This is a genomic window from Nannocystis pusilla (genome assembly GCF_020073745.1).
Taxonomy (GTDB): domain Bacteria; phylum Myxococcota_A; class Polyangia; order Nannocystales; family Nannocystaceae; genus Nannocystis; species Nannocystis radixulma.
In genome coordinates this window covers 22,338-47,752 of sequence record NZ_JAIRAU010000013.1, presented here as the reverse complement: position 1 = coordinate 47,752, position 25,415 = coordinate 22,338, and the positions used below count along the sequence as shown (strand labels likewise).

Below are 25,415 nucleotides of genomic sequence, written 5' to 3'. Positions count from 1 at the left end.
CCGCTCGCGCCCGGCTTGCCGCGATCGACGAACAGGCGCAGGTGGCCGCGTTCGTACCGCACCTGCACCGTCTCGCGATCGATCGCCGGGAGGGCCGCGACGGCGAGCGGCCGGGCAGTGAACACGCCCGCCAGGAGCTGCGCCGCGGCCTGGTTTCCGGCCTTCTTCTTGCGGCGGCGGGCGTCGTCGCGGAGGTGCCGCGGGGTCGTCGCCTGGGCGTACGCGGCGACCATCGGGTACGCCATCGACGCCAGCGTCTCGCCGGTGAGGTCGATGCCCCAGGTCGAGCCGTGGTGCTGCCGGCGCTTGCGACTCCACGGCTGGTTGCCCCACGCGGAGTGGTCGAGGTGCTCGCGGAGCAGCCGGTCGCTCGGGCGCAGCACCGGGAAGCCGAGCCGCTGGGCCAGGGCGATGAACTGGGCCGCCTCGCGCGGCGCGGCCCGCATCGCGTCGCGGCGCCGCGAGCCGAGCGACGTGGTGTCGATGAACACGATCAGCATGCCGGTGTCGCGGCGGATGGCGTCGAGCTCGGCGAGCCGCGCGAGCTGCTCGGCCTCGGTCGGGGTGTCGCGGAGGAAGCGATCGGCGAGCCCGTAGACCTCGAGGAAGGCGACGTCGAACGGCAGCCCCTGCTCCTCGGACAGCGCGATGGTCTCGGCCATCTGCGCCAGCGATGCGCCGGGCGAGGTGCGTTGATAGAGGTCGAAGCCGACGCGGTCGCGATAGCCGAGCTCGGACACCAGCTCGTGCTCGATGCGGCGGCCGATCGAGTACTCGCCGAGGATGTCGTGGTACGCGCTCTTCGACGAGCCGATGATGACGCCGAGGTAGGGCCCGCGCCGCGGCTGGCGTTGCCACCGCGCGGGCAGGTGCTCGTGCGGCCGCATCCGCGCCTGCACCAGCGGAGCGAGCTTGGAGCCGATCCGGTCGCGCCCGGGCAGCTTGGCCGCGTTGCCGCCGAAGTGACTGACCTTGGTCACGCCGAGCAGGCCGTCGTCGATTCGATAGAGGCGCGAGCGGGCGTGCTCGACGTAGAACAGCGAGGCGCTGGCCTGATCGAGCGCCATGCTCCCCTGGTGATAGTTCGACACCAGCGAGTCGGAGCTCTCGTTGTACATCAGGTACGACTGGCCGTAGACCTCGGGCTTGATCCACGGATAGATCTTGCGCTTCTCGAGGTCGAGGAAGCGCAGGTGCACGTTCTCGGTCAGGCCGACCACCGGATGCCGCTGCGCCTCCTCGACCTGGACGAGGAGGCCGCGGTAGCGCTCGACGTAGGCGATGTCGGCGATCTTGTCGAAGCGGATGTCGTCGAACGCGTGGGGGAACCGCTTCTTCTTCTCCTTCGGCAGCAGGTCGGCGCCGCTGTTGGCGAACACGCGGTCGAGGGCGATCCGCCCCTCTTTCTTGGGGAGCCGGCCGGCGTAGATCTGGTTGTTGGCGGCGACGATGAAGACCCGCCCGTCCTTGGCGAGCGCGAAGGTCCGGCCGCGGACGACCTGGGTCTCGGCCGCGAGCGGGTAGGCCCGGGTCTTCCCGCTGCTGGGGTCGTAGGCGCGCAGCTCGTGGGCGGCCAGCAGCCACACGCGCCCGCCGTGGCAGCGCAGCGCGGCCGCTCCGCGCGCGGTCGGTGCGTCGATCGTGCGCACCGCCCCGCGCTCCAGCACCCGCAAGCGGCGCCGCGGACCGTCGAGGAAGTACACCGCGTCGCCGAGGATGCAGGGCTGGCGCGGCTGGTCGAGGCGAGCGTCGGCGGCGGGGCCGTCGTCCGCGCCGGCCTCGCCGGGCTTGCCCGCGAGCAGCTCGGTCGTCTCGAGCGCGCCGCGGAGCCGCCGCAGCACGTGGTTGCCGGTGTCGGCGACGATGATCTCGCGCGGGTCGTGGCGCACCGCGAGCCCGTCCGGGTGATCGAACAGCGCCTGCCAGCTCGCGCCCTCGGCGTAGCCGGTGTCGACGCGGCCGACGAGCGTCTCGTGCGGGCCCTCGGTGCGGATCATCTCGAGCGGGCTCGGACGGCTCGCCAGCGGCACGTCGAGCGCCTGCAGCAGGTTGAGCGCGAGCAGGCGATTGCCCGCGGGCCCCAGATGGCAGTGATCGAGGAACAGGTCGGGGACGAACAGCGGGTGGTCGAGCTGGACCAGCGACGCCGGCGCGCCCGAGTCGTGGATCCGCTCGGCGAGGGCCGCGTAGCGGCCGCCGATCTCCTCCTCGCCGGCGACATCGGCGACGAAGGTGTCGCGCAGCGGCGTGGTGAAGAACACGGCCCTGCGCCCGCGGGTCCGCAGGCGCGCGAGCACGCGGTCGAGCGCCTGGATCTGCAGCGAGGTCGCGTCGAGCTGGCTGACGCGGTAGTGCTCGGCGATCCGCGCCGCGCCCTCGTCGGCGCGAGGCTGCTGCTCGTCGTCGCTGCGCGGCACGATTACGCGCTCGCCGAGCCGCGCGAGCGCCCGATCGAGGTCGACATCCCGCTTGTGGCGCACGATCGGCAGCCACGGTCGCAGCTCGGCCGCGAGCCACGCGAGCGGCGAGACCGCCAGCCGCGTGACGTCGCCGCGCTGCGCGTCGGCGCCGCCGAGCTCGCACAGCCACGGCCGCGTGCAGTCGGCCTCGTCGGCGTAGTGGCGCGAGAAGTGGCGCAGGTTGAGCTCGATCACCAGCGGCACTTTGCCGCGCGGGTCCTCGCGATCGAGCTCGGCGACGATCCGCTCGACGTCGGCCGGCAGCAGGCCGTCGAGCGCGACCTGATGGAAGCGGACCGCGCCCTTCGGCCCGGCGGGGGCGGCCTGCTCGCTGCGCAGGTAGTCGAGGACGCGGTGGTGCTGCCAGTCGCCGACGCGGCCGGCCATGACGTCGCCGACGAGCACCGAGTCGCCGAGCAGCAACCACCCGGCGGGGTCGGCGGCGGCGTCGGCCACGATCCGCCGTGCGTCCGCCGCCGACAGCGGCGACGCGTCGTCCGGCTCGATGTCGCGGAGCGCGAGCGCCAGCACGCCATCGACGAGCGCGAGCAGCAGCGCCAGGGCCACGAGCACGTGCCGGGGTCGGGCGAGGCGAGGCGACGCGTCCGCGATCCTCCCGTCGATCCATGCTGCCGCGCGATCTTTGCCGGACACCTCGTGCTCCTCTAGAACTGGAAGTAGATGAAGTCGCCGCCGCCCTCCTTGCCGAGGAGGATGCAGGCGAGGATCACCGCGGCGTAGAAGACCAGGGACAGCGACGAGTCGCCGTGGATCCGGGCGAGCAGGGCGTGGCGGCGATCGAGCGCCTGCACGCCGACGAAGCCGAAGAACAGGGCGAGGAACCCGAGGTGCGCCGGCTGGAGCGCGCGCGGGTCGAGGTGGCCGATCGCGGCGAACATCCGCCCCGCGTCGGCCAGCGTGTGGGCGCGGAACAGGACCCAGCCGGCGATCACGAGGTGCAGGGTGCAGAACCACGCGAGCGGCCCCATGGCCCGGCCGAATCGCGGCAGGGCGGCGAGCCGGGCCAGGCGCGGGCGCGCCAGCGCGTGCACGAGCAGGAGCAGCCCGTGGTACAGCCCCCACACCACGAAGGCCCAGGCCGCGCCGTGCCACAGGCCGGACAGGAGCATCGTGATCGTCAGGTTGGCGAGCGCCCGCCCCCGCGAGCCGCGGTTGCCCCCGAGCGGGATATAGACATAGTCGCGGAACCACTCCGAGAGGGAGATGTGCCAGCGGCGCCAGAACTCGCTGATGTTGCGCGAGAGGTACGGCCGGTCGAAGTTCATCATCAGGTCGACGCCGAAGATCCGCGCCGACCCGCGGGCGATCTCCGAGTAGGCGGAGAAGTCGCAGTAGATCTGCAGCGTGAACGCGTAGGCGGCGATCAGGGCGCTCCAGCCGTCGTAGGCGTCGGGGGCGGCGAACACCCGATCCGAGATCGCCGCGCAGTGGTCGGCGATCACGACCTTCTTGAACATGCCCCAGCCGATCATCTGCAGGCCGGAGACGAGGTTGTCGACGCGGAACCGGCGGGTCGCGGCGTGATCGAACTGGGCCAGCAAATGGCCGGCGCGCTCGATCGGTCCTGCGATCAATTGCGGGAAGAACGAGACGAACAGGAAGAACCGCAGGAGCGACGCCGTCGGCTGGATCTGCCGGCGGTACACGTCGATCGTGTAGCTCATCGTCTGGAACGTGTAGAACGAGATCCCCGCCGGCAGCACGATGTCGAGGCGGAGGTCGGCGAAGTCGCGGCCCAGCAGCGCGCCGGCGCTGTCGAGGAAGAAGTTGGCGTACTTGAAGTAGCCGAGCAGCCCGAGGTTGGTGGCGAGGCTGAACAGCAGCCAGCGCCGGCGCGTCGCCGCGTCCTCGGTGCGGGCGATCTTCAGGGCCGCGGTGTAGTCGACCAGCGCCGAGAGGAAGATGAGCCCGAGCAGCGGGACGCTGAACGCGCCGTAGAACACCACGCTCGCCGCGACCAGGACCAGGAGGCGGCCGCGATACCCGAGCCCGAAGAACAGGATCGCGGTCGCCGCCAGGAGCAGCGCGTATTCGAGGGAGTTGAAGGCCATGGGGCGCTCAGGGCTCGGCCTTCGCCGGAGCGGGCCGCGCCGCCTCCGGCTCCACGATCACCGCGGTCCGCGGCGGCGGGCGGTCCGGCGGCGTCGGAGCCTCGTCGTCCTCGTCGACGTCCTCGTCGTCCTCGGTCCCCTCGCGATCGGAGTGCGCCGAGGGCGTCGCGGCGACGCGGGTCGGGTGGCCCTGGCTGCGCGTCGCGACCGACGGGCAGACCACCTGGGCCGCGTTGACGTCGAAGGCGATCCGCGCGACCCACAACGCGGGCAGCAACAGGGCCGCGACGACGACGACGACGCGCGTGGTCCCGCGGCGCTCGAACGGGCCGGGGGCGGCGGCGGCCGGCGGGGCCGCCGAGGGCGGGTGTTCGGCCAGCGTCGCGGTCATGCGCGCGTACGCGTCCGCCAGCTCCTCCGCGACCACCACGGTCTGCGAAGCCGGCTCGGTCAACACGAAATGTCCGGTGTCGGATCGTTGCAGGTGCAGCAGGGGAGGCGTCATGAGTAAGGCAGAGTCGTAAGTGAGGACCTCCCGGTAGTCGCGCCGACAACGCCGCGAGGGAGGTGTCGAACGCGTAACATATTTCCCTGCCGTCTGCGAAGTCGCGGCCAGGGCGACACGTGCGGGCCAGAGGACCCGCCGCGGCCGTTCCCGCCCGCAGAGGCGCGCCTGCCGTTCTCTCGGCCGCGTCATGCTTGTCTGTCTCTTGCGGTGCCTGCGCGATCGCGGGGTCTCTCACTCGAGATGGACACCGGGGGAGACCGGAGACGGAGACTTCGTCGAGCCGCGGAGGGCGAGGACGAGCAGGCTGACGCGGCGTCGCCGTCGCGCCGCCGATTCGTCTCCGCCGCGGGCCGCTCAGGGATCGGGGACGATGAACACGCCGGCCAGGCACATCTCGTTGTTCGTGCCCCAGCCCGGCAGCACCGGATCGGTCGCGCTGCGGGTGTCGTAATCGCAGGTGATCCGCAGCTTCGAATTCAGGGTGAGCGGGAGCGGCTCGTCGTAGAAGTAATAGAGCTGCCAGCCGAAGTCCCACCGCTGGACGTCGGCGGCGCACCGCGGGCCGGCGTCGCCCTCGATGAGCTCGACCCGCTGCTTTCGCCCGTATTGATGCATGTGCGGGAAGATCCCCAGCAGCTCGCCCGTCTGGGCGCCCGAGCCCAGCAGGATCTGGGCGGGCTCGAAGTCGAAGCTGTACTTCACCGACTCCTCGCCCGGCGCCAGCTGGACCGGGTCGCCGGTGGCGAGGCTGTTGAGCAGGTCGTCGGGCAAGTAGAAGTGACCCTCGCGCTCGACGCTGTCCTCGTAGCGGACGTGCACGGACGTCTTGTCCTCGACGCCGGCGAGCGCGTCGTCGGTGAGGTTGTAGTGGACCTGCACGATCATCCAGTCGCGGTCGGAGATCCGGTAGCCGGTGCCCTCGGGCAGGCGGCTGATGCCCTGGCCGGGGGCCCACGACACGGGGATCCCGCGCGGCTGCACGCCGTCGCCGGCGGCGCCGAAGCACGGCCAGCCGTCGCGATCGGGCGACTCGGCGTCGAGGGCCTCGATGAGCTCCTTGTTCTTCACGCCGCCGGCCCCGGGCGCCTCCGGATCGACGATCACGACCAGCACGTGATGGATCATCTCCGGCACGCCGGGCTCGACGCTGTAGCCGGTGAGGAAGCGATCGCCGGTCAGGCCGGTGTCGACGCGGAAGCAGCGATACTCGTCGAAGGCGGCGACGTCGGTGCCCTCGGCCTCCGGCACGAAGCTCGGGGTCTCGTAGGTGACGGCGTCCTGCAACACCTCGACCTCCGGGGCGGTGAGGTCGGTGCGCGGCTGGCCCTCGGGCGCGTCCGCGTCGGCCCACGCGCGGATCGTCTCGATCTCCTCCGGCGCGAGCGCGCGTGAGCCCTCGAAGCTGCCGCAGCTGCCGTCGTCGGTCACCAGCCACGGCGGCATCGTCCGCGCCGCGACGGCCGCCGCCGATGCGCCGGCCCACTGCTTCGCCTCGGCGTAATCGTCGAGCGCGAACGGGCCGATCCCGCCGGCTTGATGACAGGTGACGCAGCGCGAATAGAAGATCGGGGCGACGTCCTGCCAATAGGTGACGAGCGCGTCCTCGTCCGTATCGTCGGTCGTCGCGCCCTCGTCGCCCTCGCCCCCGCCGCAAGCGACGGCGAGGGTCAACAATGCAATGCACCACGGGGCCGCGCCGCCCCGACCGTTCACGCGTGATCTCATGGCCTGTGCTCCGCACAGAGCATGGCCGCAGGTCGGCTTCGCAGCGACGGACATTTATGCTAAACCGTTTTCCGCCGATGGACATCGACACGCCGACCTGGGACGACCTGCGCGTGCTGCTGGCGGTGCACCGCCACGGCAGCTTCCTCGCCGCCGGGCGGGTGCTCGGCGCGTCGACCTCGACCGTGGCCCGCCGCATCGAGGCGCTCGAGTCTGCGCTCGGGAGCACCCTGGTGCACCGCAGCAGCGCGGGGACGTCGATCGAGCCGGACGCGCTGAAGCTGGTGGCGCTGGCCGAGGAGCTCGAGCACGGGCTGCAGGCGGTGCGACGCGACGCGGGCGGGCGCGACTCGAAGCTCGCCGGCACGGTGCGGCTGTCGGTCGGCGACGGGTTCGTGCGCGCGGTGACCCAGGGGCTGGTGGAGTTCCGCCGCAAGCACCCCGAGACCTGCATCGAGCTGATGGCGGAGTCGCGTCTGGCCGACCTCGCCCGCCGCGAGGCCGACATCGGCCTGCGGACCACGCGGACCGAGTCGCAGGTGCTCGTCGAGCGCCGCCTCGGGGCGCTGCGCCTCGGGCTCTACGCGTCGCAGTCGTACGTCGAGCGCCGGCTCCGCGGGGCCCGGCTGCGCCCCGGCGACTTCGAACGCCACGACTTCGTCGGCCACAGCGGCCCGGCGCCGCGCCAGAGACAGACGGAGGAGTGGCTGGTCGCGCGCGGGGCGAAGCGCTTCCCGTTCCGCTCGAACTCGATGCTGGCGATCGTCGAGGCGACCGAGCGCGGGCAGGGGATCACGATGCTGGCGGAGGTCGTCGGCCGCGAGCTCGACCGCGTGGTCCGGATCGAGGTCGACGACCCATTGCCGTCGGTGGACGTATGGCTGGTGTATCACCGCGAGCTGCGCCAGGTGCCGCGGATCCGGGCGGTCGTGGCCGCCCTCGAGGCGCTGTTTCACGAGCGCGTCGGCGCCGGCTGAGCCGGGGCATGCGCCGATCACCATCGGCGAGTCGTCGGCGAGCCCGCGCGTCACGGGCGCGGCGAGGAGGACGGCTGAATGCTCGATTCGCGGTCATGGATGGATGAGGCGAAATCGCAGCGCCCAATTGGCAATTGGCATGACAGACGGAGCATGATCCTCCATCGCGGACCTCGCGGCACCTGCTGCGTGCGGTCACCATCGGGTCCATGCATTCGCGTCGATCTATCATCCTCACCCTCGCCCTCGCCGCCTGCGGCGATTCCGGGGGAGACTCCACCGGCGGCGTCGTCACCGCGAGCACGACCGAGCCCGGGACGACCGCGCCCGGGACGACGGGCCCCGGCACGACCGGCGCGAGCACCACCGACGAACCGACGACGACGGACGCGACGAGCACGACCGGCAGCGGCGAGGATCTCGACATGCGGCCCGAGGACTTCACGTGCATTCTCGAGTGGGACAAGGTCCGCAAGTTTCGCATCACCAATTTGCTCGGGCACCTCGACGAGGCGCTGGCGGTGGCCGAGAACCCCGCGGGCGGCGTCTATCCGGTCGGGACGGTGATCCAGCTGATCCCCGGCGAGGCGATGGTCAAGCGCGCCCCGGGCTTCGCGCCGGACAACGCCGACTGGGAGTTCTTCGCGCTCGAGACCGCGGCGGCCGGCACGACGATCATGGCCCGCGGCACGACCGACGTGGTCAACGGATTCGGCGGCAACTGCTTCGACTGTCACGCCAAGGCCGCGCCGCAGTGGGACCGGCTGTGCGAGGAGGGCCACGGCTGCGACCCGCTGCCGTTCACGCCAGAGCAGATCGAGATGGTTCAGCAGAGCGATCCGCGCTGCCCGTGACGGCCATCCTCGAGGGCCACGGTCGCGCACGCGGGGCGGCGCGCGGCCGCTCCCTCGCTCCGTCCGGCGTGAATCTCCGCCCGCGGCCTGGAGTATCGTGGTCGGGAGACCCTATCGAGATCCGCGGTCCTCGGGTGTAACGTCGCGAGAATGCGTGACAGATTACACCTGACGATCGCGCTCATCCTGCTCGGGCTCGCGCCGAAGAGCGCGCTCGCCGAGACGTTCGAGGTGGGCCCGGGAAAGCCGTACGCCACGATCCAGGACACGTTGGAGCTGCTGCAACCCGGCGATGTCGTCGAGGTCCAGGGCGATCACACGTACCCCGGGGACCTGTGGTTCCGCGAGGAGCACAGCGGCACGAGCGACGCCCCCGTGACCGTGCGCGGGATCCGGGTCAACGGCAAGCGGCCGATCATCGCGGGCGTGGGGACCGAGCAGTGGCACGACATGATCGTGCTGTTCCAGGTGAGCAACTTCGTGTTCGAGGGCTTCGAGATCGTGGGCGACGGCGATACGGCCCACACCGGCCTGGTCCACAAGGGCGACAACGTGACGCTGCGCGATCTGGTGGTGCACGGCGTCGGCAGCCACGGGCTCCTCGGCACCGACTTCGACTCCGGGTCGCTGCTGCTCGAGCGCAGCGAGTTCTACGACAACGGCTTCGAGCTCTACGATCACCAGATCTACATGGCGACCGACGAATCCGTGTACCCCGGCTCCGTCTTTCGCATGCAGTTCTGCTACGTGCACGACGGCGCCGGCGGCAACAACGTCAAGTCGCGGGCGGAGCGCAACGAGATCTACCACAACTGGATCGAGGGCGCGGTCTACCACGAGCTCGACCTGATCGGCCCGGACGGTCAGGACGAGGACCTGGCGCGCGAGGACTCCGACGTGGTGGGGAACGTGCTCATCAAGCGCTCGGAGTGGCGGATCGCCCGGATCGGCGGCGACGGCACGGGCAACACGAAGGGCCGCTATCGCTTCGTCAACAACACGATGGTCCTCGGCGAGTCGTCGGACGTGGCGATCGGGCTGCAATTCACGGTCGAGAGCCTCGAGCTGCACAACAACGTGATCGTGCGCCTGGGCGGGGCCGGGGGCGAGCTGTACAATCACAACGATCCGGAGGGGCCGGAGCCGCTGATCTTCGGCAGCAATAATTGGGTGCAAGAGGGGCTGACGGCCGTGCCCGCGACGCTCACCGGGACGATCGTGGGCGCAGATCCGGGGTTCGTCGACGCGGCGGGGTGGGACTTTCGTCCGCGCGACGATTCGCCGCTCCTCGAAGCGGGCGCGACCGCGACGGCCCTCGACGTGGCGCCGTTCGTCGATCCGCTGCTGTTGCCGGACCACGTTCCCCCCGCCCGCGCGCTCGGCACCGAGGGCCCACGCCCGCAGGACGCGACGCCGGACATCGGGGCGTACGAGCTCGGCTCGGGCGCGGAGCCGGGCGAGTCGACGTCCGACTCGGGCGAGGAGACGTCGGACTCGGGCGAGGGGCCGACGTCGGGCGATGAGCCGACGTCGGGGGATGAGCCGACGTCGGGCGAGGAGCCGACGTCGGGCCCGGGCGAGGAACCGACGTCGGACGGGGGGGAGGAGCCGGGGCCGAGCGAGACGGACGGCGTGTCCGCCGGCAGCGACGGCGCCACCGGCGGCGACGGCGGCGACGGCTGCAGCTGCGACACGGGCCGTTCGCCGACGGCGCCCGGCTTGCTGTTGATGGTGGGCGTCGGCGTGCTGGCGCGGCGGCGCCGCCGCTGAGGCCAATCATGCTCCCGTGGAGCGCCGCTTTCGCCCGAGGGCGGGGAAGGGGTCCACGGGGCGGATGCAGCTACAGCGCGCTCTCGACAAAATACGCGTACGGCCGTGCGGTGAATGTTCGGCGTCTGCGCGGAGGGCGGCGTGCCGCTCCGATCATTCGAATCCGCAGCAGCTGTTCATCTTGTCGAAGATCGCGTCGCCCTCGAGGCAGACGCCGTCGGCGGCGCACTGGGCGACCTGCACGTCGTCCTCGAAGCAGGTGCAGGTGTCGTCGATGCACTCGATGAATTGCGTCGGCGCGTCGTCGCAGATGAGGGTGAGCCCGCACGACGTGTCCCCTTCGTCGAGGCCCATCGTGCATGTGCCGCCGCCGCAGTCGAGCAGGGCCTCCAGCTCGTCGCCGCACGGGCCGTCCTTGGTCGGCTCCTCCATGTCGAGGCAGCTGAGCTCCGAGGCGCACTGGACGAGGGCCAGGTTGGCGGGGACGCACTCGGCCTCCATCTCCTGGAACTCCTCGGTGCAGCCGACGACGCACTCCGCCACGGTGACCGTGTCGTCGCACTCGGCCATGCGCTGGCACGCGGCCTCGCAGGCGCTCTGGTGCTCGGGGTCGACGGGTCCGGTGGTGCTCGAGGTGGTGTCGCCCTCGGTGTCCTCGCCGGAGGTCGCGACCGTCGGGTCGTCGTCCCCGCCTTCGGTGGCGGAGGCGCTCGTGGTCGGCTCGCCGGCGGTCGAATCGTCGGTGCTCGACCCGGTGGCGGCGTCGGTGGTCGACTCGGTGGTGGCGTCGGTGGTCTCGCCCTTGGAGGTGTCACAGGCGCCGATGAAGAGCAGGGATGTAAGAGTAAGGAAGTGAAGATTCGAACGCAGCATGATGAAGTTCTCGCGGTGAAGCGGCGAGCCGGCGGGGTCGCTCCCTGCGCCGTGCCGCTTGCTCGCGTGGAGTCGCCGGTGCCGGGACAAAAATTGCCCGCTGGCTGCAGCGCCCCGGGCGACTGCGCTCGCGCAATTCGCGGGAGGCGAGGGGTGGGACAGCGAAGGACCGCGAGCGAACCCGTGCGGGCGGTTCGCTCGCCGGCGCGTGTCGGACGCTCACAGGCGCGCCAGTCGGCCGCCGTCCACGATGACCGCGGTCCCCTGGAGGAACCTGGCCTCCGGGGCGGCGAGGAAGGCGATCGCGGCGGCGACGTCCTCGGGCTGGCCGACCTCGGAGCGGTCGATGCGCTCGACGCCGGACTTCACGTTGGGGTTCTCCCACAACATCGGCGTGTCGATCGCGCCCGGCAGCACGGCGTTGACGCGGATCCCCCGCGGCTTGCCCTCGATCGCGGCGCTGCGGGTCAACGAGACCAGAGCCGCCTTCGCGGCGGCATAAGGAGCGACGTGCGGCTCGGTCTCACGGGCGTGGATGCTCGAGACGTTGACGATCGCTCCGCCCGCGCGCATGTGCAAGAGGCCCTGGCGGATGAACAGGAAGGCGCCCATCAAGTCGACGCCGAGGACCCGGGCCCAGTCGGCGCCGGTGAGGTCGATGAACGGCTTGAAGGTCATGAGGCCGGCGTTGTTGACGATCACGTCGACGGCGCCGAAGCGTTCGAGGGCCCGGCCCATGCAAGCCTCGACCTGCTCGGCGCGACTCACGTCGCAGGTGACGCCGAGCGCCTCGGGGGCGCCCGCGGCGAGGAGCGCCCGCGCGGCCGACTCCGCGGCCTCTCCGTGCATGTCGGCGATCACCAGCCTGGCCCCCTCGGCGGCGAGGCGTCGGGCCGCTGCGAGGCCGATGCCGCTCGCGCCGCCGGTCACGATCGCCGTCTTGCCGGCGAAGCGGCGGCCCCCTGGGAGTGTCTCGGCTGTGTTCGGCATGGTCGGCCTCGGGCTCACGATTGGTCGTTCGACGGCGCCTCCTGGTAGCGCTGCTCGCGGCTGCGCGCGCCGGCGGCGACTCGCCGGGTCGCCGGGTCGCCGTGCCGGCTCGGCGGCTGCACGGGGAGACCGAGCACGACGCTCTGGGTCGGCAGGACCTCGCGCCACTCGGCGATCAGCTGGCGGTAGACCTCGCCGACCGGGCGAGGCTTGCGGTCGAGGTCGTAGAGGCCGAGCGGGTTGACGCGCCCGTTGTCCTCGCGCAGCGCGGTGTCCCAGTCGACCTGGTCGGTGAGCGAGTACCAGGTGAAGCCGACGATCGGCAGGCCGTCGTTGCGCACGCGCAGGACGTTGGCCCACTCCTTGCGAAGCCACCGGATCGCCTCGTTCTTGCCCGGGCCCTCCATCAGGTTGGTCTCGGTGTGCATGATCGGCAGGCGGTAGCGCGCGTAGTACTGATTGGTGATCACCGCGTAGCCGAAGATCTCGCCGGCCGCCTCGGTGCTGCCGTCGGGGTGGACGAGGTGCTCGTTGGTACAATAATAGTCGTTGCCCATCACGCAGTGGTGCTTGAGCCGGCCCGTGAGGAAGAAGTGGTATTCGTCGCGCGTCAGGCCGTTGTCGAGCAGGTACTCGTACATCGTCGAATTGACGCGGTGCCCGTAGTTGAGGTCGAGCGACAAAAACCGCACCGCGTTGAGCGTCTCGGCCCGGTGGATCGCGGCCGGGTTCTGCGCGTGGTAGTACTCGCTGGACTCGCTCTGGATGAAGATCGCGTCCGGCCGCACCTCGAGGATCCGGCCCATCGCCAGCACGTTGGCCTTGACGATGTACTTGAGCGCCGTCACGAACGCCCGGTCCGTCGTCAGCTGCTCGTTCCACCAGCCGTACTTGGCCGAGAACAGGGCGCAGATGTACATCTCGTTGACGGGCGTGTAGAGCTGGACCCACGGGAACCGCTCGGCGAAGGCGCGGGCGTAGTCGGCGAACAGCGCCGGAAATTCGGGGTTCTGGAAGTTCCCGAGCCAGTCGGGCACGCCGAAGTGGCAGAGGTCGGCGATCGGGACGATGTCTCGCCGGCGCAGGTCGGCGAACGTCTCGTCGGCGAACTCCCAGTCGTACCTGTCCGGCCCGAGCCAGGTGCGGTGGATCGGCGGGCCGTAGCGCAGGTAGCGGATCTCGCACTCCTCCACGAGCTCGAAGTCGCGGCGCCACTGCTCGTAATGGCGGCACTTGTCCATCTCGTCGACCCGCCGGCCGCCGACGCTCGGGCAGCTGTTCTCGATGCCTGTGGCGAACATGAAATAGATCATCGGGCGCGCCGCCTCGCCGTCCTTGGCCGAGATCGAGGCGCTCGCAACACCGGGGCGCGCTCGGCTGGACACATTCGCAGGAGAACGCGAATTGCACGACCGGCGCCGGCCGGGCCCGGCCGCCCGCGGCGCGAGTCCGCTGCCGCCGCCGATCAGCCGTGCATGCCGAGCGACAGGCCGAGGTCGGCGAGGATCTGCTTGACCTCGGCGAGCTGCTTGCCGCCGAAGCCCTGCATCTCGAGCAGCTCGGCCTCGGTTCGCCGGCACAGCTCGCCGAGCGTCCGCAGGCCGGCGCGGTCGAGCGCGCGAGCGGTGGCGACCGAGAGCTCGAGCTCGTCGATGCGGCGGTCGAGCAGCGGATGGCTCGCGGGGTCGACGGGCGGGGGCTTCAGCCGCTCCCACGCCTGTTCGCGTCGCTCGCGTTCGCGTTCGGCCCGGCGTTCGAGCGCGGCGGCGTCGATGGATTCGGGGGGACGGCCGAGCGCGAGGCGCACGACGGGGTCGTCGAGCCTGTCGCGCTCGCCGTGCAGCGCGGCGCGCCGGGCCGCCGCGATCAGCGAGCGCCGCCCGCGGCCCAGCCAGCCTCTCGCGCGGGGCTGTTCGGCGGCGGGGAAGTCCGCCAGCCGTTCGCACTGCAGCGCGGCCTGGTGCATCAACGGCACGTGCAGGGCGACGACGCGGCTCGCCATGCGCTCCGCGGTGGTCGGGTCGACGGCGACGCACGCCGCGTCCCAGCCGCGCACGCGGCGGGTGACGATCGCCGGGCCGGCCATCAGCAGCACCGGAGCGCCGTCGCTGACAGCCTCGACGACCGCGAGCGCCTCGGGCTGGTGGGTGTCGAGCATGTGTCTGGCCGACTTGATCGTGGCGACGAAACCGAGCGCCTCGAGCATGCCGTAGGCGTGCGGGCGGAACAGCTCGCGCAGCATCGCCTGCGGCACGCGGCACTCGTCCGGCGCCAGCGACGGATCGACGACGAGGTGCGCGACGCCGGAGAAGTCGACGGGCTTGGTGAACAGGCGGTCGGCGAACAGCCGGTCGACGCGCCCGGCGATCGACAGCGGCGCGTCGGCGGTCGAGCGGCGGGGCCGGCCGTCGAGCAGCAGCCGATCGAGGGCGTGTTGCAGCTGCTCCTGCGCGCGCGCGAGCCCGATCGGTGGGTCCGTTTCGCCGGCGCGCGCGACCCGGGCGTTGCAGTCGAGGAGGTCGCGGTACAGCCGGTCGAGGTCGCCGTACTCGTGGTCGAGGCGCAGATCGGGCGGCAGCACCGGCACGACGGCGAGCATCAGCGCGGTCGCGGGCCGTCCGAGCCGCGCGAGCGACGAGGCGAGCTCCGCCCGCGGGCCCGACTCGCCGGCCTCGATCGCGTCGAGGTCGAGCTGCGCCAGCGCGTCCCACAGCGCCTGGCCGCCGGCGACGGATTCGCCGGGCTCGCTGCGCCACGCAGCGCCGCCCGCGAACTCGAGGACGCGGCGACCGGCGACGACCTCGCACAATTCTTCCGCGTCGAGGCCGAGCAGCGCGGCCACGTCGCCGGCGAACAGCGGATGCAAGCAGGGCGCGGCGAGCTTCACGTGCCCGAAGCGCTCGCGGCGGACGCGTGACGAGACGACCTCGACGCCGCAGGTCTCGCAGACGACGCCGCGGTGCTTCATGCGCCGGTACTGGCCGCAGGCGCACTCGTAGTCCTTCGTCGGGCCGAAGATCTTCGGGCACCCGAGGCCGTCGACGCCGTCGGGCACGCGCACCTCGCCGTGCGAGCGTTCGACCAGCTCGCCGGGCGCGAGGATGCTGAGGCCGACCTCGGCCGCGCGCAGGTCGAGCTCGAGCCCCAGCCCGCGCAGGTGCGCGACGAGCAAGGTCACCGCCTCGGGCTCGAGCGCGGGCTCGCCGAGGACCGACTGCGGGCGGTCGAAGAACGAGAAGATGTCCCGCGTCGCGCCGCCGCCTGCGGGGGCCGGCTCGCCCCGCGTCGGCGCGACGTCGGGGTTCTCCTGCTTGACGATCGACTCGTAGGCGCGCGTCCGTCCGCTCACGCTGTCGGACTTGATCGTCAGCATCTCCCACAGCGCCCACGGGGCGTGGACCGCGAGGCGATCGAGGTGGTCGCGCTCGAGCGGCTGACCGCCGAAGCGCTCGCGCCCGATCGCGGGCTGCTGCGTGGTCGGATCGTACGGTCCGATGCTGCGCGCGTGGAGCACGTCGCGCGCCATCGCGGCCTTGGCCACCGATGCTTCGGTGACACCGCCGCTCCACGCCAGATCGGCGCCGAGCTCGCGGATCGCGGCGACCATGACGGGCTGTCCGTCGACGAGCAGGACGTCGCCGACCTCGAGCGGCCGCTCCCACGCCACCTCGACGCCGCTGAGCGCGGGGTCGTCCCCGATCCATGTCCGTGCGACGACGCCGAAGCATCCGGGCGGGGCGCGCAGCGAGGTGTCGCGCAGCTCGCCGGCCTGCTGGCCGAAGATCGCCCGCAGCAGCTTCTCCTCGGAAGACAGCGGCCCGCCGGCGATCGGCGTCACCTTGCCGGCGAGGATCGTCCCGGGCGCCACGGCGGTGCCGACCCGCGCGACCCCGTCGTCGTCGAGGTGCGCGAGCGCGTCCTCGCCGACGTTGGGCACGTCGGGCGTCAGCTGCTCGTCGCGCTCGGCGGTGACCTCGAAGCGCTGCGTGTGCTCGGTGCGCAGCCGACCGGCGAAGCCGGCGTCGACGACGACGAACCGCGGGGCGAGCGGACAGGGCTCCACGCGGGCGGTGAGGACGGCGCTGATCGGCGCGAGCTCGGACATCGCCGGCATTGTGCCCCATCGCGGCCGGACCGCGACCCGGGCGTTCTCCTATCCTCGCGCGCTCATGCGCCGGGCCGGCAGACCACCTGGAGGAACGGTCGCAGCGAGCCGTCCGGCATCGTCTCGTCGACGGAGAAGAATTCGACCAGGCCGTGCGCCCCGAACTCGCTGCGGACCGAGTCGGCGTCGTAGAAGAAGAGGCGCGCGCCGTGCTGCGTCGCGACGCGGTCCTCGCCGACCCTGGTGCCCTGAGCGAACATCGGGTCCGCCTTCGACACGACGGTGAAGATCATGGTGCCGCCGGGCGCCAGCTGGTTCGCGCAGTCGTGCAGCAGCTTCGCCCGCTCGTCGGCGTCGAGCAGGTAGACGAGTCCGAAGCAGAAGATGCCGTCGTAGCGGTGCTCGTCGAACGGCATGGCGGTGACGGAGCCGTGGAAGATCGGGATCTCGAGGCCCATCTTCGAGCGGGCCAGAGCGATGGCGGTCGTGGAGACCTCGATCCCCGTCACGCTCATCCCGAGCTCGAGGAACGGTACGGCGTTGCGGCCATAGCCGATGCCCGGGATGAGGACGTGCTTCACGCCGCGCGCGGCGAATTCGTCGCGGGCGAGCAGCGCGGCTCGCGTGGGCGTATCGCCCCACATCATCTGCCGGCGGACGAAGGCGTTCTCCCAGAACTCGCTCATGTCGCTGTTCGTACGCCCACCGCGCGTCGCGCGGTAGGGCGCCGTTTTCGCCGGCATCGGCGCATCTTTCGATCGCGCCGGCGGTCGCCGCCGATGCGTCACATGCAGACGACGTCCTCGGCCATGCGCTCGTCGGAGCAGTCACCGAACATCTGATCGTAGAGCGTCTTTGTCAGGTCGTCGCAGTCCTGCATCGCCACGCAGTGGTGGGTCACGGTGATGGCTGCGTCGCACTCGGGGGCGCCGGTCTTCACGCCCAGGCAGTCGGCCATGCACGTGGCGAGGTCGGGGAAGATGTCGCACGCGAGGGCGCTGTCGCAGACCGCCTGGCACGCCTGATCGTAGGGGTCGATGTACTCGAGGTCGAGCACGAAGCCGCTGCTCTTGTTCTGCGGGTTGTCTACGCAGCCGTTGTCCTTCGTCGGGCCGGTCCAGCCGCAGGAGCCGCCGCCGGTGAGGTCGGCGACCTGATCCGACATGCCGAGGACCGCGCCTCCGAGCGCCTCGAAGCCCGCCGAGCAGAACGACTCCTTGAGCTTGAAGGGCGTGCCGACGAGGTCGATGTTGGCGACGCCGTTCTCCGTCCCGCTGCAGCCCTCGGCGACCGCGTACGGCATCGACGTCACCGCGCCGTCCCCGTGCATCAGCTCGCCCGTGGAGCTGCTGAAGGTGACGTCGTCGATGTCGACGAGCAGCGTGACCGGATCGATCCGCAGGTGGGTGAATCGGGTGCGGACGTCGGTGCCCGGCGAGCTGGCGCCGGCGGTGTACTGCGAGAAGTTGCGGCCCTCCTGGACGTGGACGAGCGGGAGATACTCGACAGGGGCGGCGTCCATGTCCTTGCAGCGGGCCATCCACGGCTTGTTCGGGTCCTTGCCGATGTAGAGCGTGTAGTCGCCGTCGGTCGCGCCCGGCTGGTTCGCCTTGATCTCGGCGCAGGTCTCGGCGACGACGGGCGTCGAGCCGATCGTGACCTTGGCGGTGCCGGACAGCCCCTCGTCGACCCCGTCCGAGGGCGTGACAGTGCACTCCCACGCCTGTCCGACGGCGAGCTCGGTGGCCGGGACCGTCCCGCTCGCCAACCCGGCGTCGACGCCGTCGCGGGTCCAGGCGAAGGTGTAGGTGACGGCGTCGCCGTCTGGGTCGCTCGATTCGGTGGTGACGGAGCAGATCAGGTCGTCGACGGGGGTCGGGCTCGCAGGCGTGATGGCGACGACCGGGGCCGTCGGCGCGGTGTTGGCGGGCCCGGTCGTCGTCGGGTCGGTGGTCGGCTCGCCCGCGGTGCCCGGTTCGTCGGTGGTTTCGGTCGTGACCGGGTCGTCGGTGGTGGTGCCCGAGCTCGGCGGGCAGGCGGTGGTGGCGAACAGGGCGGCCAGAATGAAAGAGCTACGCAGGTACATGGCGTTTCACGGTGAAGAGCCAGGACCATCCCGTTGCGATCCAAAAAACTTCGAACTTTTTGTGCTCCTCGCAGGCGGCCATCGCGCCGAATCGGGGGGCAAGCTCGCCGCGCTGTCGGGAGGTCGTCTCGTACGACAATCGGTGACCGCCCGCGGCGGTCGTCACGGGTTTTCAGGCGGAGGCGGCGCCGACCCGCAGAGCCCGAGCACGGCGCTGTTCTCCTGCGCGCAGTCGTAGGGCCCGCCGCCAGGGCAGCCGTCGTCGCATGCGACCTCCTCGATGCACGCGTAGTAGTCGTGCATCGCGCGCCCGCAGCCCTGCGAGTGCGCGTTCGCCTGTTCGAGGTCGAACTGACAGTTCTGGCGCAGCGTGTCGTAGGACTCGTCGGGACAGCACATCGCGACGTCGTCGGCCCATGCGCCGCAGTACGTCCGGCGCCGCGGGGGCACGCAGGCGGTCACCAGCGCCAGCGCGAGCAGACCCAGGAGACGGGCGAAATGGCGCGTCCTCATGATTTCGACGGTAGCAGCGGCCGGTCGCCGTCACAACGGCGCGCGGGCAGTCGCCGCGAGCCGCCGCCGTGCGCCGGCGAGCGCTCGGCGCAGACGAGCCGTGGAGAGCGCGAGTCGGATGCTCGACCACGCGTCCCCGGCGAGCGCGCTCAGTCGTCGCGTCCGGCCCGCGCGTCCAGGCTGATCGGGCCGGCCCCGTGGTAGGCGATCAGCAGGGCGCCGCCGAGCATCGACAGGTTCTTCATGAACATGATCCGCTGGAGCTGCGCCGCCGCGGGGTCCGTCGCCGCCCAGAAGTCGTGCATCATGAACGTGACCGGGACGAGGAACAGGACGATGAGCCACGCGCCGAGCCGGGCGCGGTAGCCCAGGGCGACGCCGAGCCCGCCGAGGGCCGACATGAGCCCGGACAGCGGCACGGCGACCGTGGCGAGCGGTACTCCGTGGCCGGCGGCCTGGTCGATCGTCTCCGCCGTGAAGTGGCCCGGCGCCGCCACCAGGAAGACGAGGGCGAACAGGACGCGCCCGATGGGGACGATATATTTCAGGGGATCGCGGGTCATGTCGCCTCGGCCGTCGCTGCATGGCGTCGGAATCCGCGCCGCGCCAGTCGGTTCGCCGCAACACCCCTCTCGAACGCGTATGAACGCGACGCCGCGGCCGCTGAAGCGCCGGCCGTCCGGCGGGCGGAGCGAACGCCCGGACCTCCTGCGTCGGGTCGCTCGCGCGGTCGAGGCCGCTCCGCCCGTCCTTGCATTCGCGTCTGCCTGGCGAGTCGGGCGCCAGGCGATCGGCCGCGCGCCGTGTTGCGAGGGCCACGAATGACAGGAAATCGTCGCCATGGCCGAATTGTTGCGACGTCCGGGGCCGGACGGCGTATGTCCTCATGGCCCTGTTCCTTCGAACATCTCGCATCAACGCAGCCGAGGGCGCCGAGGCGTCGCGGCGATCGATCGACCGCTGCGACGGTCCTACGAACCGTCGACGAACGTGACTGTCTCGGCGAGCGGCGCCCGGCCCGTCCGGCGGTGACTGACCGTGGCGTCCTCGAACCCGATCGACATGCCACAGAAGAGGATGAGCTCGTCGGGCGGGGACAGGAGCTCCGCGACGGTCTTGCGATACACGGACCACGCCATCTGGGGGCAGCTGTGCAGCCCTTCGGCGCGGAGCAGCAGCATGACGGTCTGCAGATACATGCCGACGTCGGCCCATTGGGGCCGGCCCATGTCGCGGTCGATGTAACAGAACAGCGCCGCGGGCGCGCCGAAGCAGTCCCAGTTCGCGGCTGCCGCCCGCTGGCGCGCCTCCCAGTCCTCGCGCGTAATACCCAGCGCGCTGTAGCGCTCCTGGCCGAACGCGGCGCGGCGCTCGCGATAGGGGGATTTCAGCGCGGCCGGGTACATCTCGTACTCGCGCTCGTCCCAGGGGTCGCCGGCGGCCACGCGCTTGCCGGCGCGCTGCTTGAGCTCGGCCAGCGGCCCGCCGGTCAGCACGTAGATCCGCCACGGCTGGAGGTTCGATCCGGACGGCGACCAGGCCGCGGCCGACAGCACGCGCTCCAGCACCTCCCGCGGGACCTGCCGGTCGGTGAATCCACGCACCGCCCGGCGGCTCCGGACCGCCTCATACACGTCCAAGATCGCATGCTCCCCGTCTGCGCGGCACGCCCGCCTCCGTGACACCGAAGCCACCCTCGCGGATCGTCCTGAGCCTCGCGCTCTCCCGGGTGATGAGGTGACTCGAACGATCGCCCGGGAGCTCTACGCCTCCGTACCCCGCGTGCAAGCGAGCTGGTGCTGCTCGAGCGTGGCGCGACGGCTGGTGTCGCTCGCGGCGCGCGGGGTCTCGCCGGGCGCGCGGCAGACGCCGGTGTCGCCCGCGGCGAGCTGGTGTCGCCCGGGCGAGCGGGCGACCGTCGGGTCATGCGTGGCTGGCGTCGCTCAGGCTCGCGCGAGCTCGACGAGGACGTCGTCGAGGCGATCGGGCTGGGAGAAGAACGGCGAATGATCGGTGTAGAGCTCGTGGACCGCCTCGCAAGGCATCTCCGTGACCATCAATCGCTGGGTCGCGAGCGTGATCGCCCGGTCCTTGGCGCACGAGACGTAGAATCGCCGCACGCTGCCGTAGCTGGCGCGGGACAGGACGAGGGGGGTCGCCAGCGGCGCGAGCGGGTTCGGCTTGAGCAGCGTGCGCGCGTGGTCGACGACCTCGCGCCGGCAATCGGCGTAGAAGACCTCCCCGACGGCGTCGCGGTTGATGTCGACGACGCCCTCGTCGGGCCTGACGACCAGGTTCAGGGTCGCCATCGAATCGGCGTCGTGCAACGCGACGTCGAGCATGGATGTCCCGTTCGGCAGCAGGAACGCCGCGACATAGACGAGCTTCTCGATCTTGCTCGGCCGCGCCTCGGCGACCGTCGAGACGACGATGCCGCCCATGCTGTGGCCGACCAGCACGACCGGCCCGTCGATCGCGTCGAGCGCCGCGAGCACGCGCGCGGCGTAGTCGGCGAGCGTCACCGAGGCGGGCGAGGTCTCGTCGGCGCCGTGCGAGGGGAGGTCGAGCGTCGTCACGCGGTGCCCGCGGGCGACCAGCAGCCGCGCGGTCGTCGCCCAACACCACGCGCCGTGCCACGCCCCGTGTACCAGCACGAAGTGCTTCCCTCCTTCGTCACGCTCATTGGATCTCGTCACCTGGTGTTTCAGCATCGAGCGTTGGATCCTACGATTGGACGGTAGTTGTGGCGCTCGCTGGCTGTCAATCCTCGCAGATCGCGGAGCGTCGGCGCCGAAAATTTGCACGCGCTGCGCGCGGTCGGACGCTTGACCGAAGGCCCGGGCGGTCGCCATGTCGAGGTCCCACGAGACGTCGGCATGTCCCTCGTACGATGCCCTCGCGTGGCACGCTCCCACGCGACGGCCGGCGACTGCGCGACGATCGACGACTCCCGGACACCACGTGCCGACCCGCGACGGACCACGTCGTCCGCCGTCCGCGTGGGAGAGGTCGAGGACGGGCGATCTTGAGCGCGTCCAGACGTCCGTGAGTTCGAGCTGAATTTGACCTACTCCTGCGGCTCACGCAGGAACAGCACTTCGGGGAGACGCGGATCTCGGTCCGCCGCCGAGGGTGGATCCACGTGGGGGCGACGTCGGGGAGACGCACTGCCGAGCGGTCTCAGGTGCTCGGAATCTCGGCCTTGAATTTGAATTTCTCGTACTGCTCGAAACAGTCGATCCTGCGCGTCGACTCGCACCCCATCCACGGTCGACGGCGCCCCCGGGTCCGGTGGTAATCGACGGACTTGCTGAGGCCCTCGTCGCCGACGAGGCGAGGGCGCCGACGGCGAGGAGGATCACGACGCGGCGGTCCGGCGCACCAGAAAGTGCACGCGATCCGCCGGGTGGAGGTCGTTGCCGGAGGACTCGGCCAGATCGACGACGTATTGCTCTCCGTCGCCGAGGCCGAGCACGCCGCGGTGGCCGCTGACGAGCTCCAGGGTGTCCGAGATGCCGGGCAGGCCGAATCGCAGCAGGGTCGGGAGGGACTGGGCGGCTCCCATTTCGGGATCACAGACGAATTCGATGTCGATCGTCAGCGGCGCAGCCCAGACCTCGAGGGCGTCGCCGTCCGTCCAATCGAGCGCGAGGATCAGCACGTCGTCCTCGTCGTCGAGCGGACGCATGTGGAGGTACTTGATGAAGCCGTCGCCGTCGATATCGTCGTGGCGCAGGCGGACCGTCTGTCCGGCGGCCCACACGACCTCGCCCTCGGGCGCGGCATCGATGGTCACGACCACGGGTCGAGGGGCGCCCGCGACGTCGCAGGTCAATTTCGTCGTCACGCCGGCGGCGCCGGCGGTGACCTCGTCGATGTCACATACGACGAACTCGAACGTGGGCAGCGAGACGTCGGCCGGCCAGTCGGGAAGTTCGACGGCGAACCCGGCCGCGACCAGGGGATCGGCGCTCTCGCACTCGGGCGGCGGCGCCGGGCCCGTGGTGTCACTGGTCGTGGTGGGATCGTCAGCGGTGGTGGGTGCCGGCGAATCGCCGCTGCTGGACGCGGTGTCGGAGTCGGCGGCACCGGGACCGCAGGCGACGAACAGCACGAGGGCGAATACTCGAAGACAAGAGAAAGCCATGGCGAAGTGTGGGCGAGCGCGCGGCGCCTGGCAAGCGTACTCCTCGGACACGTCGCCAGTTCGGCGAGCGGCGCCGGCGCAGGTCGTCGTCGAATCATCGCACTCGGGACCTTTGCGAATCACCATCGTCTTCGCGCTCGCATCATGTCGTTGCCGGCGAAGCGGCCGTGAACGATCCGGGGTGGGTATGCGCCGCGCGCGACATCATGCGGACGTCGAGGTGCCGTGCGGGGGCGGACACGCGACATCCCCGGACCTCGCTCCTCGCACGCCAGCGCCCGTGCGCCCGCGCCTGACCGGCAAACGCCGACCCTGCTCCTCGAGGGCGGTCGGCGTACCGTCGCGGACCATGGCTCGAAACTTCGTCTATCGCACCGCCCCCCTCCTCGTCGCCGCCGCCTGCACCGGCTCCTCGGCGCAGACGACCGCCGACACCGACCCGACCACGGGCACCAGCGGCGGCGAGACCACGACCACCGGCGGGCCGACGACGACCGCGCCGACGACCGGCACGCCGACGACCACGGACGCCGCCACCACGGACGCGACGACGACCGACGGCACGACCACGGAGGCCGTCACCGCCACCACCAGCGAAACGACGACCACCGGCACGACGGGCACCGCGTCGACGGGCGACACCGACACCACCAGCGGCACCACCGGCGAGACCGACCCCTACCTCGAGGCCGAGCCGCTGTTCGCGTTCGGGGCCGTGGCCGAGTTCGACATCACCCTGTCGGACGAGGCGATCGCCGCCCTCAACGCCGACGGCAAGAAATACACCAAGGGCGACCTCGTGGCGACGATCGACGGCCAGACCTACGAGCTGCCGGAGATCGGCGTGCGCCTCAAGGGCAACTACGGCTCGTACCGCACCCTCGACCAGAAGGCCGCCTTCCTCCTCAACTTCGACCGGTACGTCGACGACCAGCTGCTCCTGGGCCTCGAGAAGCTGGCCGTCAACAACATGGTCCAGGACTGCAGCATGCAGCAGGAGATCCTCGGCTACATGCTGTTCCGCGACGTCGGGATCGCCGCGCCGCGGGCCGGCCACGTGATCGTACGCGTCAACGGCGAGCCCTACGGCCTCTACACGGCGGTCGAGTCGGTCGACAACGAGCCGTACCTCGACCACTGGTACGGCAGCGACAAGGGCAGCATCTACGAGGGCGCCTACGGCAGCGACATTCACGATCCGCTGGTGCCCTCGTTCGACCAGGACAACGGCGACGACATCGGCTTCGCCGACCTCTACGAATTCGCCGCCGCGCTCGACACGATGAACGACCCCGCGACGTTCGTCGTCGACGTCGCCGCGGTGCTCGACCTGGCGAACTACCTCGATTTCGCCGCCACCGAGCTGTACCTCGGCCACTGGGACGGCTACGCGTGGACGAAGAACAATTATTACGTCCACCGCCCGCAGGAGGACGGCGCGCTGTGGACGTTCATGCCGTGGGGGATCGACCAGATCTTGCGCGACCACCTCGATCCGTTCGGCGGCCAGGGGCGGCTGGCGCAGATGTGCGCGGCGTCGCTGCCCTGCCGCGAGCTGCTGGCCGACAGCTTCGACCACGTGCTCGCCCGCGTGGAGGCGCTCGACCTCGCCGGCGCGGCCGCCGAGCTCGGGGCGAGCATCGCCCCGGCGGTCGCCGCCGACCCGCGCAAGGAGTGCGACGACCACGTCAACGCGGTCGCCGCCAACGTCGATTTCTTCATGCAGCGCGCCGCCTCGGTCGAGGCCGGCCTCGCCTGCACGGTCCCCAGCGACGTCGATGTCGACGGCGACGGCTTCTCCGCCTGCACCGACGATTGCGACGACAACGACCCGGCCGTGCACCCCGGCGCGCAGGAGGTCTGCGACCTCGACGACGACAATTGCGACGGGATCTGGGACAACGATCCGCTGTGCCCCCATTGCGTCGAGAAGGACCTCCCGGGCCCCGGCACCGCCCAGCTCTGCTTCGTCGCCCTGCCGTTCGCCGAGGCCGAGGCCGACTGCGTGGCCCAGGGCGGTCACCTGCTGGCGATCCCGAGCCAGGAGATCCAGGACTGGGCCGTCGCCGAGGCGTTCGCCGTGGCCGGCAGCGACTGGTGGATCGGCCTCAACGACATCGACGCGGAGGACGACTTCGTGTGGACCGATGGCACGCCGCTCGGCTTCACCGCGTGGAACGAGGGCGAGCCCAACAACGTCGGCGAGGAGGACTGCGTCAACCTCCCGACGTGGTCCGCCGGGCTGTGGAACGACCTGGTCTGCGACACCCCGCTCCCGTACATCTGCCAGACGCCGTGAATGCGCGGACTCCGGCGGTGCGATGCCGTCGTGAGGC

18 protein-coding genes and 1 pseudogene are annotated in these 25,415 nt (G+C 71.1%); 4 read left to right on the top strand and 15 right to left on the bottom strand.

The genetic code is table 11. The features are described 5' to 3' along the window. From K7C98_RS13260 to K7C98_RS13245, 4 genes and pseudogenes are all read right to left on the bottom strand, one after another. Positions 1–3,113, bottom strand: a pseudogene (locus tag K7C98_RS13260) (hypothetical protein); the annotation flags it as partial. Between the two features lie 11 nt (positions 3,114–3,124). Then, on the bottom strand, positions 3,125–4,531 hold the full coding sequence (locus K7C98_RS13255) for an MBOAT family O-acyltransferase (protein WP_224191999.1): 1,407 nt from the start codon (positions 4,529–4,531) through the stop codon (positions 3,125–3,127). A gap of 7 nt (positions 4,532–4,538) precedes the next feature. Beyond that, positions 4,539–5,036 (bottom strand): hypothetical protein, encoded by a 498-nt coding sequence (locus tag K7C98_RS13250; RefSeq protein ID WP_224191998.1) that lies wholly within the window; start codon positions 5,034–5,036, stop codon positions 4,539–4,541. A gap of 357 nt (positions 5,037–5,393) precedes the next feature. Continuing rightward, complete coding sequence (locus K7C98_RS13245) at positions 5,394–6,764, bottom strand: hypothetical protein (RefSeq protein ID WP_224191997.1); 1,371 nt, start codon at positions 6,762–6,764, stop codon at positions 5,394–5,396. Positions 6,765–6,841: 77 nt separating this feature from the next. On the opposite strand from K7C98_RS13245, the gene K7C98_RS13240 reads away from it, so the two are divergent. From K7C98_RS13240 to K7C98_RS13230, 3 genes are all read left to right on the top strand, one after another. Next, positions 6,842–7,741: a LysR family transcriptional regulator gene (locus tag K7C98_RS13240; RefSeq protein ID WP_224191996.1), complete on the top strand. Its 900-nt coding sequence runs from the start codon at positions 6,842–6,844 to the stop codon at positions 7,739–7,741. 209 nt (positions 7,742–7,950) lie between these two features. Next, positions 7,951–8,595, top strand: coding sequence for a hypothetical protein (locus tag K7C98_RS13235; protein ID WP_224191995.1), 645 nt, complete (start codon positions 7,951–7,953; stop codon positions 8,593–8,595). 150 nt (positions 8,596–8,745) lie between these two features. Beyond that, complete coding sequence (locus tag K7C98_RS13230) at positions 8,746–10,365, top strand: right-handed parallel beta-helix repeat-containing protein (protein ID WP_224191994.1); 1,620 nt, start codon at positions 8,746–8,748, stop codon at positions 10,363–10,365. Between the two features lie 153 nt (positions 10,366–10,518). On the opposite strand, the gene K7C98_RS13225 is transcribed toward K7C98_RS13230, so the two are convergent. From K7C98_RS13225 to K7C98_RS13175, 11 genes are all read right to left on the bottom strand, one after another. Next, entirely contained in the window at positions 10,519–11,238 is a 720-nt protein-coding gene (locus K7C98_RS13225; RefSeq protein ID WP_224191993.1) for a hypothetical protein, read from the bottom strand. 219 nt (positions 11,239–11,457) lie between these two features. Next, positions 11,458–12,228 (bottom strand): SDR family NAD(P)-dependent oxidoreductase, encoded by a 771-nt coding sequence (locus tag K7C98_RS13220; protein ID WP_224191992.1) that lies wholly within the window; start codon positions 12,226–12,228, stop codon positions 11,458–11,460. Positions 12,229–12,242: 14 nt separating this feature from the next. After that, a complete protein-coding gene (locus tag K7C98_RS13215; protein ID WP_346660281.1) occupies positions 12,243–13,541 on the bottom strand; it encodes a family 1 glycosylhydrolase in 1,299 nt (432 codons plus the stop codon). 152 nt (positions 13,542–13,693) lie between these two features. After that, complete coding sequence (locus K7C98_RS13210; protein WP_224191990.1) at positions 13,694–16,333, bottom strand: DNA-directed RNA polymerase subunit alpha C-terminal domain-containing protein; 2,640 nt, start codon at positions 16,331–16,333, stop codon at positions 13,694–13,696. Between the two features lie 62 nt (positions 16,334–16,395). Next, positions 16,396–17,019, bottom strand: coding sequence for a class I SAM-dependent methyltransferase (locus K7C98_RS13205; protein ID WP_224191989.1), 624 nt, complete (start codon positions 17,017–17,019; stop codon positions 16,396–16,398). Between the two features lie 98 nt (positions 17,020–17,117). Then, positions 17,118–18,419 carry a GON domain-containing protein gene (locus tag K7C98_RS13200; protein WP_224191988.1) on the bottom strand — a complete coding sequence of 434 codons (1,302 nt, stop codon included), beginning with the start codon at positions 18,417–18,419 and terminating at the stop codon, positions 17,118–17,120. Between the two features lie 162 nt (positions 18,420–18,581). Continuing rightward, the gene (locus K7C98_RS13195) at positions 18,582–18,932 is read right to left on the bottom strand and encodes a hypothetical protein (RefSeq protein WP_224191987.1); all 351 of its coding nucleotides are present in this window, start codon (positions 18,930–18,932) and stop codon (positions 18,582–18,584) included. Positions 18,933–19,081: 149 nt separating this feature from the next. Further along, positions 19,082–19,495: a DoxX family protein gene (locus K7C98_RS13190; RefSeq protein ID WP_224191986.1), complete on the bottom strand. Its 414-nt coding sequence runs from the start codon at positions 19,493–19,495 to the stop codon at positions 19,082–19,084. 408 nt (positions 19,496–19,903) lie between these two features. Continuing rightward, positions 19,904–20,572, bottom strand: coding sequence for a nitroreductase (locus tag K7C98_RS13185; RefSeq protein WP_263429466.1), 669 nt, complete (start codon positions 20,570–20,572; stop codon positions 19,904–19,906). A gap of 303 nt (positions 20,573–20,875) precedes the next feature. Next, positions 20,876–21,628 carry an alpha/beta fold hydrolase gene (locus K7C98_RS13180; protein WP_224191985.1) on the bottom strand — a complete coding sequence of 251 codons (753 nt, stop codon included), beginning with the start codon at positions 21,626–21,628 and terminating at the stop codon, positions 20,876–20,878. Positions 21,629–22,290: 662 nt separating this feature from the next. Further along, positions 22,291–23,079, bottom strand: a complete 789-nt coding sequence (locus K7C98_RS13175; protein WP_224191984.1) for a hypothetical protein — start codon at positions 23,077–23,079, stop codon at positions 22,291–22,293. Between the two features lie 349 nt (positions 23,080–23,428). On the opposite strand from K7C98_RS13175, the gene K7C98_RS13170 reads away from it, so the two are divergent. Continuing rightward, a complete protein-coding gene (locus tag K7C98_RS13170; RefSeq protein ID WP_224191983.1) occupies positions 23,429–25,378 on the top strand; it encodes a CotH kinase family protein in 1,950 nt (649 codons plus the stop codon). Positions 25,379–25,415 lie beyond the last annotated feature (37 nt).

Bases quoted from the DNA above. Each gene is read 5' to 3' on its own strand.
- K7C98_RS13240 (WP_224191996.1), top strand. From the start codon at position 6,842: ATGGACATCGACACGCCGACCTGGGACGACCTGCGCGTGCTGCTGGCG.
- K7C98_RS13200 (WP_224191988.1), bottom strand. From the start codon at position 18,419: ATGTACCTGCGTAGCTCTTTCATTCTGGCCGCCCTGTTCGCCACCACC.
- K7C98_RS13235 (WP_224191995.1), top strand. From the start codon at position 7,951: ATGCATTCGCGTCGATCTATCATCCTCACCCTCGCCCTCGCCGCCTGC.
- K7C98_RS13220 (WP_224191992.1), bottom strand. From the start codon at position 12,228: ATGCCGAACACAGCCGAGACACTCCCAGGGGGCCGCCGCTTCGCCGGC.
- K7C98_RS13190 (WP_224191986.1), bottom strand. From the start codon at position 19,495: ATGACCCGCGATCCCCTGAAATATATCGTCCCCATCGGGCGCGTCCTG.
- K7C98_RS13175 (WP_224191984.1), bottom strand. From the start codon at position 23,079: ATGGCTTTCTCTTGTCTTCGAGTATTCGCCCTCGTGCTGTTCGTCGCC.
- K7C98_RS13225 (WP_224191993.1), bottom strand. From the start codon at position 11,238: ATGCTGCGTTCGAATCTTCACTTCCTTACTCTTACATCCCTGCTCTTC.
- K7C98_RS13205 (WP_224191989.1), bottom strand. From the start codon at position 17,019: ATGAGCGAGTTCTGGGAGAACGCCTTCGTCCGCCGGCAGATGATGTGG.
- K7C98_RS13250 (WP_224191998.1), bottom strand. From the start codon at position 5,036: ATGACGCCTCCCCTGCTGCACCTGCAACGATCCGACACCGGACATTTC.
- K7C98_RS13255 (WP_224191999.1), bottom strand. From the start codon at position 4,531: ATGGCCTTCAACTCCCTCGAATACGCGCTGCTCCTGGCGGCGACCGCG.
- K7C98_RS13195 (WP_224191987.1), bottom strand. From the start codon at position 18,932: ATGAGGACGCGCCATTTCGCCCGTCTCCTGGGTCTGCTCGCGCTGGCG.
- K7C98_RS13210 (WP_224191990.1), bottom strand. From the start codon at position 16,333: ATGTCCGAGCTCGCGCCGATCAGCGCCGTCCTCACCGCCCGCGTGGAG.
- K7C98_RS13245 (WP_224191997.1), bottom strand. From the start codon at position 6,764: ATGAGATCACGCGTGAACGGTCGGGGCGGCGCGGCCCCGTGGTGCATT.
- K7C98_RS13170 (WP_224191983.1), top strand. From the start codon at position 23,429: ATGGCTCGAAACTTCGTCTATCGCACCGCCCCCCTCCTCGTCGCCGCC.
- K7C98_RS13215 (WP_346660281.1), bottom strand. From the start codon at position 13,541: ATGATCTATTTCATGTTCGCCACAGGCATCGAGAACAGCTGCCCGAGC.
- K7C98_RS13230 (WP_224191994.1), top strand. From the start codon at position 8,746: ATGCGTGACAGATTACACCTGACGATCGCGCTCATCCTGCTCGGGCTC.